The sequence below is a fragment of the Methylobacterium sp. J-088 genome (assembly GCF_022829295.1).
Lineage (GTDB): Bacteria > Pseudomonadota > Alphaproteobacteria > Rhizobiales > Beijerinckiaceae > Methylobacterium.
In genome coordinates this window covers 116,140-127,332 of record NZ_JAKSYH010000114.1, presented here as the reverse complement: position 1 = coordinate 127,332, position 11,193 = coordinate 116,140, and the positions used below count along the sequence as shown (strand labels likewise).

8 protein-coding genes are annotated in these 11,193 nt (G+C 69.3%); 5 read left to right on the top strand and 3 right to left on the bottom strand.

Features of this window, described 5'->3' with window-relative positions; translation table 11 throughout:
- Positions 1 to 507: 507 nt before the first annotated feature.
- Positions 508 to 2,145, top strand: a complete 1,638-nt coding sequence (locus tag MKK63_RS12670) for an acyl-CoA synthetase (protein WP_244002166.1) — start codon at positions 508 to 510, stop codon at positions 2,143 to 2,145.
- Between the two features lie 134 nt (positions 2,146 to 2,279).
- Here the strand turns inward: MKK63_RS12670 and MKK63_RS12665 are convergent, their stop codons facing one another.
- Positions 2,280 to 2,444, bottom strand: coding sequence for a hypothetical protein (locus MKK63_RS12665; RefSeq protein ID WP_244002164.1), 165 nt, complete (start codon positions 2,442 to 2,444; stop codon positions 2,280 to 2,282).
- A gap of 318 nt (positions 2,445 to 2,762) precedes the next feature.
- Between MKK63_RS12665 and MKK63_RS12660 the strand changes: the two genes are divergently transcribed.
- The 4 genes from MKK63_RS12660 to MKK63_RS12645 all read left to right on the top strand — a co-directional run bounded on the left by MKK63_RS12660 (position 2,763) and on the right by MKK63_RS12645 (position 8,388).
- Positions 2,763 to 4,091 carry an alpha/beta hydrolase gene (locus MKK63_RS12660; protein ID WP_244002162.1) on the top strand — a complete coding sequence of 443 codons (1,329 nt, stop codon included), beginning with the start codon at positions 2,763 to 2,765 and terminating at the stop codon, positions 4,089 to 4,091.
- Positions 4,092 to 4,639: 548 nt separating this feature from the next.
- Complete coding sequence (locus tag MKK63_RS12655) at positions 4,640 to 6,904, top strand: TonB-dependent siderophore receptor (RefSeq protein WP_244002160.1); 2,265 nt, start codon at positions 4,640 to 4,642, stop codon at positions 6,902 to 6,904.
- Between the two features lie 201 nt (positions 6,905 to 7,105).
- On the top strand, positions 7,106 to 7,969 hold the full coding sequence (mazG, locus tag MKK63_RS12650; RefSeq protein ID WP_244002158.1) for a nucleoside triphosphate pyrophosphohydrolase: 864 nt from the start codon (positions 7,106 to 7,108) through the stop codon (positions 7,967 to 7,969).
- 77 nt (positions 7,970 to 8,046) lie between these two features.
- Entirely contained in the window at positions 8,047 to 8,388 is a 342-nt protein-coding gene (locus MKK63_RS12645; protein ID WP_244002156.1) for a hypothetical protein, read from the top strand.
- Positions 8,389 to 8,397: 9 nt separating this feature from the next.
- Here MKK63_RS12645 and MKK63_RS12640 read toward each other — a convergent pair whose 3' ends face one another.
- Entirely contained in the window at positions 8,398 to 10,095 is a 1,698-nt protein-coding gene (locus MKK63_RS12640) for a methyl-accepting chemotaxis protein (RefSeq protein WP_244002154.1), read from the bottom strand.
- A gap of 377 nt (positions 10,096 to 10,472) precedes the next feature.
- Positions 10,473 to 11,003, bottom strand: coding sequence for a ferritin-like domain-containing protein (locus MKK63_RS12635; RefSeq protein WP_244002152.1), 531 nt, complete (start codon positions 11,001 to 11,003; stop codon positions 10,473 to 10,475).
- Positions 11,004 to 11,193 lie beyond the last annotated feature (190 nt).

The following is an 11,193-nucleotide window of genomic DNA, read 5'->3' as shown; positions in this document are numbered from 1 at the left end:
CATAGGCTGGGCTCGAGGATGGACGGGTCGCCGAATGCGAGGGGAAGGGGGGCCCGGATGTGAGCCGGACGGGGACTCCTACCGGCACGGAAAGGGAGGAGTAACGGGCTCGTGTTTGAGTTTCGGGGAGGATAGGCATTGGTCGTTTTTGGGAAAGTCCTACGTCAACTGGGCGGCCTTAAGGTTTCTGTTCGGTGGGGGCATGGGATTTGGGGAGGGGCGGCCCGCCTATTTGGACGGCGGGGGTGGCGAGGAATCCCTCAGTCCACCACGGCGCGCCGCCCGCCGCCACTGTGTCGTGTACCGTGTGCAACGCGATCGGGCGCGGCTCTAGCGTGGGGTTTCGAAAGGGCTGACGCCCTTTGGTGGGTTGTCAGGGCAAAGCCCTGACGAAAGACCAGGGCCCTGCCCTGGACCCGCGAAAGGTCCCGACCTTTCGAAACCACGACTGGAGCCATCGCGGCCGGCAAGCTACTGTCCCGGCAAAGACTTGCCGGGGAGGACGGGATGGCCCGCGACACGATCTACGACCGCGACCTCGACCGCGTGCCGGCCAATTACCAGCCGCTGACCCCCCTGCTCTACCTGGATCGCGCCGCGCGGGTGTTCCCCGACCAGATCGCGGTGATCCACGGCGCCCTGCGGCGGCCCTACCGGGAGCTCTACGCCCGGGCCCGTCGCCTCGCCTCGGCGCTCGCGGCCCGGGGGATCGGCCGCGGCGACACGGTGGCGGCACTCCTCGCCAACACCCCCGAGATGATCGAGTGCCACTACGGCGTGCCGATGACCGGCGCCGTGCTCAACACCCTCAACACCCGCCTCGACGCCGCCGCGATCCGCTTTTGCCTGGAGCACGGCGAGGCCAAGGTTCTGATCACCGACCGGGAGTTTTTCCGCACGGCCGCCGCGGCCCTGGAGGGCCTGGCGACGAAGCCCTTCGTCATCGACGTCGACGACCCGGTCCATGACGGCCCCGGCGACCGGCTCGGCGCGACCGATTACGAGACGTTCCTGGCCGGCGGCGATCCGGAGCACGACTGGCAGCTGCCCGACGACGAGTGGGACGCGATCGCGCTGAACTACACCTCGGGCACCACGGGCGACCCGAAGGGCGTGGTCTACCACCATCGCGGCGCGGCGCTGCTGGCGCTCGGCAACGTGGTCACGGGCGGCCTCGGGCAGCACCCGGTCTATCTCTGGACCCTGCCGATGTTCCACTGCAACGGCTGGTGCTTCCCCTGGACCCTCTCGATCGTGGCCGGCACCCATGTCTGCCTGCGGCAGGTGCGGGCCGATGCGATGTACCGGCTGATGGCCGAGCACGGGGTCACGCATCTCTGCGGCGCGCCGATCGTGATGCAGATGCTGATCAACGCCTCCGATGCCGAGCGCCGGGAGCTGGGGAAACGCGTCGCGTTCTTCACCGCGGCCGCGCCGCCCCCCGAGGCGGTGCTCGCCGGCATGTCGGAGGCCGGGTTCGACGTGACCCACCTCTACGGGCTGACCGAGAGCTATGGGCCGGCGGTGGTCAATGCGTGGCACGCCGATTGGGACGCGCTCGCGGCCGACCAGCGGGCGGCCAAAAAGGCCCGCCAGGGCGTGCGCTATCCGGTGCTGGAAGCCCTCGACGTGCGCGATTCCGAGACGCTGGAGCCGGTGCCCGCCGACGGGGCCACGATCGGCGAGGTGATGATGCGCGGCAACGTGGTGATGCGCGGCTATCTCAAGAATCCATCCGCCACGCAGGCCGCCTTCAAGGGCGGCTGGTTCCGCACCGGCGACCTCGGGGTGAAGCACCCGGACGGCTACGTCCAGCTCAAGGACCGCTCGAAGGACATCATCATCTCGGGCGGCGAGAACATCTCGTCGATCGAGGTCGAGGATGCGCTGTTCAAGCACCCGGCGGTGGCCAGCGCCGCGGTGGTGGCCAAGCCCGACGCCAAGTGGGGCGAGACGCCCTGCGCCTTCGTGGAGCTGAAACCGGGGGCCTCACCCAGTGCCGACGAGCTGATCCAATGGTGCCGGGGCCGGCTCGCGTCCTACAAGCTGCCGCGCCACGTGGTGTTCGGCGATTTGCCGAAGACCTCCACCGGCAAGGTGCAGAAGTACATCCTGCGCGAGCGGGCCCGTCAGGACGAGCCCTGAGCCTCTGTCCGATGCGCGGCCAAGGTCCGGTTTCGAAAGGTCGAGACCTTTCGCGGGTCCAGGGCGGAGCCCCGGAATCCGTCAGGGCGTTGCCCTGACAACCCACCGAAGGGCTTCAGCCCTTTGTGAACCCCTCAGTCCTGCGGCGGATCCCGGCGGTCGGTGCGCGCCGGGACCCGCACGGCCCGCAGATCGGCGGCGATCTGGGCGAAGAACGCCTGGAACGACACGAGGCTGAACAGGGTGATGGAGGCGACCAGGGCGGCGGAGACCAGGGTCTTGGCTGTTGCGGGGTCCACGGTGGAGGTCCTTAACTCAGGTCTCGCCCGAGGCGATCCGGGCGAGGGGCCGGCGAGCACGGCGCCGGTACCGTCAGAAGGTGGGCGCGCGGGCCGCGCGGCGCCAGCACCGCCAAGGTCGCGCCTGGCATGCGCCTGGGTTCGGGCTCGGCATAGCGCGTTCTGCGGTCGTGGTGACCGGTTCCTTACCGGAGCGCGCGTCGCACCCGGGATCCCAGGCCGCGCAACCGGCTTGCGTGCAGCTTTCTGAGGTGGCGGCGCGTTGCGTTTCCCGCAATAAGCGCCCGCACGGAGCACGGTGCGCCCGGGAGAGACGGCATGGCCGGCAACGGCATCGCGAACGGCGCCCTCGTGGCGCTGCTCGCCGTTCAGGTATCGGCCCTGGCCGGGGGGGCTGCCCGGGCACAGGGGACGGTGCCGGCCGCGGTGCCGGTGCAGCGCTCGGCTCAAGGGCCAGCCCCGGGGCCGGCATCCGAGTCCGCCGCCCCGCCCACGGCGTCGCCCCCCGGGCCGGGCCCGGCCGAGCCGGTGACCCGGGCGGGCTACTTCTACATCGGCGGCCGCTACCAGAAGCTCGGCGACAAGACCGTGATGGTCGGCCAGATGTTCGTGCAGTCGCGGACCCCGGCCCGGATCACGCAGCCCTACCCCGTGGTGATGGTGCACGGGCTCGCTCAGACCGGCGTGAATTACCTTGCCACCGCGGATGGGCGTCCGGGCTGGGTCCAGCACTTCGTCGAGAAGGGCTATCAGGTCTACGTGGTCGATCAGGTCGGGCGCGGGCGCTCGGGCACCAACCCGGAGGTCTACGGTCCCTACGACCGCCTCGGGACCCGCAGCCTGGAGCGGACCCACACGGCCCCGGAGGTCTACGACCTGTACCCGCAGGCCAAGCTCCACACCCGCTGGCCCGGGGGACCCGGGGTGCAGGGCAATGTCGGCTTCGACCAGTTCTTTGCCAGCCAAGTGCCGTTCCTCGCCAACACCCAGCAGACCGAGGAGCTGGTCGATCCGGCGCTGCTGGCGCTGCTGGAGAAGATCGGACCGGCGATCCTGCTGACCCACGGCCAGGCCTCCCTGTTCGGCTGGGCGGCCTCGGATGCGCGGCCCGACCTCGTGAAGGCGCATGTGGCGGTCGAGCCGAGCGGGCCGCCGTTCTTCGACGTGCAGTTCCGCGGCGGCAAGGAGTTCTGGGAGAAGAGCGGCGACGGCCGCGCCCGGGCCTACGGGCTGACCCGCATGCCGCTGACCTTCGACCCGCCCGTCAAGGCGCCCGAGGATCTGGTGGTGGCACAGGACGCCAAGGGGGTGGAATCCAAGGGGGTGGAATCCAAGGGGTCGGACGCCAAGGGTTCCGAACCCAAGGCGGGGGACGGGCGGATCCGCTGCTGGCTCCAGGGCGAGCCCGCCCGGACCCTGCCGAACCTCGCCAAGGTGCCGACCGTGCTGGTGACCGCCGAGGCCTCGTTCCACGCCACCTACGATGCCTGCACGGCCGCCTTCCTGACCCAGGCCGGGGCCAAGCCCGACGTGATCGCGCTCGCCGACCGGGGCCTGCACGGCAACGGCCACATGATGATGCTGGAGACGAACAGCGATGCCGTGGCTGACGTTCTGGCCGCGTGGCTCGCGGGGCGCGTGAAGTAGGCGGCCACGCGCCCTCCCCCCTCTGCGGGCCAGCGGATTCACACGTCTCTGCCGGACACTCACCCCTCTCAGAAAAAAGCGCTTTTCCCTCCCCCTTGCGGGGAGGGGCCAGGGGTGGGGGTGGTGCAGGCGGCACCGCAGCGGTGCCGTCTGCACCACCCCACGCGGGATCTGCGATCCCCAAACTCCTCCCCACAAGCTTGAGCGATCCCGGGCAAACCCGGGGTCGCCAGGGGAGGAGAGCGCGTCGGCTCAGGTGTGAACGTCGTAGCCCTTGCGGGGGAAGGAGACGCGTGCCGCCCGTCAGACCGATCCGAAGACGATCCGCGTGCTCGCAGGCCCACTACCAGAGCGTGTCGCCGCGGCAACAGCCGTCGCCAGACGCGCGAGGGCGGCTTGCGGCCAAGCATGACCGCGCGTACTCCGGACATAAGAAAACACAATCCCAACAGTAGTTTAGCACAATTCTAAACAGCGCGATAGCAACGCCGGAGCCCTTCCCGGCGAACGCGGTCGGCTGCCCGTTCCGCCCGACACGGCCAGGTCCCATGCGCGTTGCTTATCCCCCCTTCAACACGAGCGGCGCCACCCTGCGGGCCCTCCTGGCCGGCGCCTCCCTTGCCGTCCTGGCCCAGGCCGCGCCGAGCCTTGCGCAGGACGCGACGCCGCCGCGCCGCGGGGCGCTGAGCAATCCCCCGGCCGGGGGCAGCGTGCAGCTCGAGGAGCTGAGCGTCGAGAGCCAGGGCGGCGGTGCCCCGGTCGCGGCCCGGGCCGGGGCGGGCGCGCGGGCGGTGGAGAGCCCGACCGGCCCGATCGACGGCTTCGTGGCGAAGCGCTCGGCCACCGCCACCAAGACCAACACGCCGCTGATCGAGACGCCGCAATCGATCACCGTGGTCGGCCGCCAGCAGCTCGACACCCAGAACGCCCAGACCCTCACCCAGGCGACCCAGTACGTCGCCGGAACCTATGCGGGCACCTTCGGCGCCGACACCCGCCTCGACTTCTTCCAGCTCCGCGGCTTCGTGGTCAGCGATTACGGCCTCTACCTCAACGGCCTGCAGCTCCTGAACTACGGCTTCGCCTACAGCCGGGTGAACACGTTCGGGCTGGAGCGGATCGAGGTGCTGCGCGGCCCCTCGGCGGTACTGTTCGGCGCCGGCAATCCCGGCGGCCTGATCAATCAGATCAGCAAGCGCCCGACCGAAAATCCGTTCGGCTACATCGAAGTGGGCGGCGGCTCGTTCGACCAGCGCTACGCCGCCTTCGACGTCGGCGGCCCGGCCGACCGGGAGGGGCACTGGTTCACCCGGCTCACCGGCTATGCCCGCAACGGCGGCACGCAGGTCCAGGGTGCGCCGGACGACAGCTACTCCATCGCCCCGGCCTTCACCTATAAGCCGGACGGATCGACCAAGTTCACGGTGCTGTCGAGCTTCCAGCACGACAACACGGCAGTGACCGCGAACTTCCTGCCCTATTCCGGCACGGTGCGGCCGACCGTGTTGGGCCTGCGCATCCCGCGCTCGCTCAACGTGGGCGATGCCGGCTTCAACACCTACCAGCGCGATCAGGCCTTCATCGGCTACGAGTTCGAGCACGTCTTCGACGACACCTGGGCGGTGCGCCAGAACGCCCGCTACGCCTACACGCAGAGCTACCAGAATTCCTACATCGGCCAGCTCGGCTACACCGATCCGCTCCAGACGCAGCTCGGCCGCTACCTGTTCCGGGATTCCGCCAAGGTCGCGCAGCTCGATGTCGACACCCAGGCCGAGGCCAAGTTCTCCGACGGGTTCTTCCGCCACGATTTCCTGATGGGCGTGGAGTACCGGAACTTCCAGATCCACGACAACCAGGCCTCGGGCTTCCCCGGCCCCGACCTGAACATCCTCGCGCCCGCTTACGGCCCGCAGACGGTCTCGGCCGCGCCCTACCTGATCAACGCCAACTCGTTCCAGCAGGTCGGCCTGTACTTCCAGGATCAGATCAAGCTCACGCCGGAGCTGACCCTGATCCTCGGCGGCCGCCAGGATTTCGTCCAGAACACCGTCTACGATCGCCTGACGCCCGCCAACACCAATGGCCGCAACGACAGTGCCTTCACCTACCGGGCGGCGGCGATCTACAATTTCGACTTCGGCCTCGCGCCCTACATCATGTACGCGACCTCGTTCCAGCCCGAGATCGGCGTGGACATCAACAACCGGACCTTCAAGCCCGATACCGGCGATCAGGTCGAGGGCGGCGTCAAGTTCGAGCCGCCCGGCCAGGGCTACTTCCTGACGCTGGCGGGCTTCGACATCCACCGCAACAACGTGCTCACCCCCAACCCGGTGAACACGATCTTCCAGACGCAGGTCGGCGAAGTGCGCTCCACCGGCTTCGAGGCGCAGCTCGTGGCCAACGTCGCCGACGGGCTCAACCTCGTGGCCTCCTTCACCAAGTTCGACTTCTCAACCCTGCGGGATCCCGATCCGGTGCGGGTCGGCAAGACACCGGTCAACATCCCGCAGACGCTCGCCTCGCTGTTTGCCGACTACACCATCCCGCTCGGGCCGTGGCGCGGCTTCGGCTTCGGCGGCGGCGTGCGCTACGTCGGCAGCTCGTTCGCAGACGTGGCCAACACCCTGCGGGTGCCCGACTACGTGCTGTTCGACGCGCAGGTGCACTACGATTACGAGAACTGGCGCTTCCAGGTGAACGCCTCGAACATCGGCGACCGGCGCTTCGTCGCCTCCTGCCAGTCGAGCGTGTCCTGCTTCTACGGCGACGCCCGGCGGGTGCTGGCGAAGGTCAGCTACAAGTGGTGAGGTGAACGCTCCTCGAGTCCTGGTTTCGAAAGGTCGAGACCTTTCGCGGGTCCAGGGCGGAGCCCTGGTGCCGGACCTCGTCCGGTGTCGGGCTTCGCCCGATCTCAGGGTTCCACCCTGAGCACCCGCCAAAGGGCACGCCCTTTGGAAACCCGGGGACCCTGTTGCCACGCGGTCGGGAACGGCTCTAACCCCATCGGCATGAGCGAGACACACGAGTCGGGCGACGGGTCGGCGGAGACGGAATTGGGCCGGCTCCTGCGCATCATGGCGGCCTTGCGCGACCCCGTCCGCGGCTGCGCCTGGGACGTGGCGCAGACCCCCGCCACCATCGTGCCCTACACGATCGAGGAGGCCTACGAGGTCGCCGACGCGGTGGCGCGGGGCGACCGCGACGACCTGCGCGACGAACTCGGCGACCTGCTCCTCCAGGTGGTATTCCAGGCCCGCATGGCCGAGGAGCAGGGCGCCTTCGCGTTCGACGACGTGGCCCGCGCCATCGCCGACAAGCTGATCCGCCGCCACCCGCACGTCTTCGCGCCGGACGGGTCGCTGCTGCCGGAGGGCTCTGCCTTGCGCGACCCGGCGCAGGTCGAGGCGCAATGGGCGGCAATCAAGGCGCAGGAACGCGCCGCGCGCGGCGAAGCGCAAACCGCGCCGGACCCGCTGGGCGGGGTCGCCCTGGCGCTGCCGGCGCTGGCCCGCGCTGAAAAAATCTCCCGGCGGGCGGCCGGCTACGGCTTCGACTGGGACAACGCCGCCCAGGTGATCGGCAAGGTCCGCGAGGAGACCGACGAGGTCGCCGAGGCCCTGGCGGCGGGCGACCGGCGGGCCGTGGCGGACGAGATCGGCGACCTGCTGTTCTCGGTGGCCAACCTCGCCCGGCATGCCGGGATCGACCCGGAGGCGGCGCTGCGCGACGGCACCGCCAAGTTCGAGCGTCGCTTCGCCGCGATGGCGGCGCATCTGGCGGCGGCCGGGGGCGAACTCGGCCGCGCGGAGCTGGCCGCCATGGAGGCCGCGTGGCAGGCGGTGAAGCGCGACGAGGCGGAGCGGGCCGTATAACCGGCGCGACGATCCTGCGCGGGGTGCTGCGCGTCCGGGGGCTCGACAGACCTCAACCGCCGGATATGGTGCCGCCCATGCGCTTCGCTCTCCCCATCCTCACCCTCCCCGTCCTGGCCCTGTTCGCCGCGACCGCCCTGCCCCGGCCCGCCCGGGCCGAGACGATCGTTCAGGGCCGGTTCGGCTGTCACACCCAGGAGGTCACGGACCGCCTGTTCAAGCTGGTCATGGCCGGCGACGAGTCGGGGTTCGGGCAGCTCCTGCGGGGCAGCCTCGCGAGCGGCGAGTGCCGGAACTGGACGCCCGGCGAGGCGGTCCGGCTCGAGAGCCGGACGACGACCTATGGCTGCATCGCGCCGGCGGCGGGGCAGGAGCGCTGCTACTGGACGCCGCTCAGCGCGGTCGAGAAGCCGAACTGACGGCGGCCCTCACGCCGCCCGCACGGTGTTGAGGAACCGTTCGACCTCGGACGCGAGCTGCTCGGACTGGCGCGACAGGTCGGTCGCCGCCGTGAACACCCGGTCGGCCGCCCGGCCGGTCTGCTCCGAGGCCTGGGCCACGCCGGCGATGTTGTCGGTCACCTGCTGGGTGCCGGCCGTGGCCTGACCGACGTTGCGCACGATCTCCTGCGTGGCCGCCCCCTGCTGCTCGACGGCCGCCGCGATCGTCGCCGCGACGGCGTTGATCTCGCGGATGCGCCCGGTGATCGTCCCGATGGCCCCCACCGTTTCGCCGGTCGCGCCCTGGATCCGGGCCATCTGGCCGGCGATCTCTTCGGTGGCCTTGGCGGTCTGGCCGGCCAGCGCCTTGACCTCGGCGGCGACCACCGCGAAGCCCCGGCCCGCCTCGCCGGCCCGGGCCGCCTCGATCGTCGCGTTGAGCGCCAGCAGGTTGGTCTGGGCCGCGATGTTCGAGATCAGCTGCACCACGTCGCCGACCCGGCTCGCCGCGTCGCTCAGGGCGGAGACCTGGGCGGCGGTCTGGTCGGCCTCGCCGACGGCCCGCCGGGCGAGGTCGGTCGAGCCGGTCACCTGCCGGCTGATCTCCTGGATGGAGCTGCCGAGTTCCTCGGTGGCCGCCGCCACCGTGTTGACGTTGGCGGCGGCCTGCTCGGCGGCGGCCGCCACGGTGGTGGACTGGCTGGCGGCCTCCTGGGCGCTGGCCGACATCCGTCCGGCCGTGGCCTGCAGCTCGGCGGCCGCGCTCGAGACCATCCCGACGATGCCGGCTATGGCCCGCTCGAAGGCGTCGGCCAACGCCACCATGGCGCGCTTGCGCTCGACGGCGGAGGCGGCCTCGACCGCGTGCCGGCGCTCCGCCTCCTCGACGGCGCTGCGGGCGACCATGGCCTTGATACCTTCGACGGCGCGGCCGACCGCGCCGATCTCGTCCCGACGGGCCGCCTCCGCGAGCGTGGCGTCGGTCTCGCCATTCGCCATGCGCTGCAGGGCGGCGACCAGGCTGTCGAGGGGGCGGGTGATCCCAGACACCGCGATCGCGCCGGCCACCGCCAGGGACGCGAGCAGCCCCGCCACGGCCGTGGTGATCAAGATGGTGGTCCCCCGCTCGACATCGGCCTGCGTGGCGTGCTTGCCGTCGTCAATCCGGCGTTCCAGGTCGGCGATCTGGGCCTGCATCGCCGCGTGGAAGGCCGTGCGCAACCCGGATGCGTCCTTGAACGAGATCTGGAGGGCCGCAGCGCGGTCGCCATCGAGGGCTGCGGTGTTGCTGTTCGCGACCATCTCGAACAGCGGGGCGGTGATCCGGCGGATCTTCTGGGCCTTTTCCGCATCGTCGGCCGACCGCGACGCCGCGATGATGCGGTCGAGATCGTCGAGCGTCGCCTTGGCGGCCGCGTTGTAGTTATCCTCGAACTTGGCGAGGTCGGATTTCGGTTCGCCGATCATCAGGTTGCGGTTCATGAGCGCGGCGTCACCGAGGTGGATCCGCGCGCTCTGCAGGCCGGCCAGCCGGACGGTGAGATACTCCGCGACGTAGCCGCTGCGCTCCCGGATAACGTGCATGGTATTGAGTGCGTAAACGACCGTAATCGCGCTCACCAGCATCGTGATGAGCAATGGCATCGCAATCTTGGTTAGAATTTTTACATTATTGAGGATTTTCATCTCGGATGCATCCAGCAGAGTATGCGCAATACGCTCGATGAAACAGGACTGATTGTACAGATGATCGATCTTTGGCGTGCCGCATCCGTAGCATGCCTAAGATTTGTGCTCAATGTATATCTCGATGCGAATGCAAAAATCCAAGTTCAGATATTTCAGGTATTGACGCGCGGCTTTATCGATTTTCGGATCTGTTCTAGCGCGAGATAAGAGATGATACTGCTCTAGAGGCGAAGATTGTTCTGGCTGCGTGCGGACGCGATCGGAGACAACGACAGGATTGTGTCTGGATACGGTTTGCGGCGCCGAGCCCGCCTCGGCTTCTGGAGCGGCGGCGGCGGCCGGGCCGCCGCCGCCGGTGGGGCGGCGACCTCCGCTCAGGCGGCCTTCTTGCCCTTCTTGGACGGCTCGGCATCCTCAGGGGTGCCGTCGGTGTTGATCGATTCGGCGATCTTCGACAGCAGCGCGTCGGTCTTCTTCTCCTCCTGCAGGGTCTCGTCGAGGAGCTTGGCGGCGTCCGCGTAGCCGAGCTGGGCAGCCCAGGTCTTCAGGGTGCCGTAGCGGGCGATCTCGTAATGCTCCACCGCCTGGGCGCAGGCGGCCAGCACCGCGTCGGCGGCCGGGCTATCCTCGAAATCCTCCAGATCCTCCTCCATCTCGGAGACGATGCCCTGCATCGCCTCGCAGGTCTTGGCCCGGGCCGGCTTGCCGATGATCTCGAACACCTGGGTCAGGCGCTCGACCTGCTGGGCGCTCTCCTCGGCATGGGTCTCGAAGGCTTGGCGCAGCGCGTCGTGCTCCGCCGCCTTGGCGGACTTCTTGAGCGCTTTCACGGATTGCTTCTCGGCGTAGTAGACGTCCTTCAGGGTCTCGTAGAAGGCGTCGTGCAGCGTCTTCTGCTTGGCCATGGCGGTCTGTCTCCTTTGGGTAGGCTGCCGGGGTGCGCAGCTTCCGGACGGCAAACGCCGGTCCGGCCGGGCGTATCCGCCCGATCTTTTTCGATCTCTCGGCCCTGGGGAGGAACTTTTTTGCGCTGCGGCGTGTGCAGCCGCCGTCCTGTGATCCTGTGGTCCAGGGTCTGCGGGATCCCAGGTTTGC

Excerpts from the sequence above, each read along its gene's own strand:
- MKK63_RS12660 (WP_244002162.1), top strand. The coding sequence starts at position 2,763 with ATGGCCGGCAACGGCATCGCGAACGGCGCCCTCGTGGCGCTGCTCGCC.
- MKK63_RS12670 (WP_244002166.1), top strand. The coding sequence starts at position 508 with ATGGCCCGCGACACGATCTACGACCGCGACCTCGACCGCGTGCCGGCC.
- mazG (WP_244002158.1), top strand. The coding sequence starts at position 7,106 with ATGAGCGAGACACACGAGTCGGGCGACGGGTCGGCGGAGACGGAATTG.
- MKK63_RS12655 (WP_244002160.1), top strand. The coding sequence starts at position 4,640 with ATGCGCGTTGCTTATCCCCCCTTCAACACGAGCGGCGCCACCCTGCGG.
- MKK63_RS12645 (WP_244002156.1), top strand. The coding sequence starts at position 8,047 with ATGCGCTTCGCTCTCCCCATCCTCACCCTCCCCGTCCTGGCCCTGTTC.
- MKK63_RS12635 (WP_244002152.1), bottom strand. The coding sequence starts at position 11,003 with ATGGCCAAGCAGAAGACGCTGCACGACGCCTTCTACGAGACCCTGAAG.
- MKK63_RS12640 (WP_244002154.1), bottom strand. The coding sequence starts at position 10,095 with ATGAAAATCCTCAATAATGTAAAAATTCTAACCAAGATTGCGATGCCA.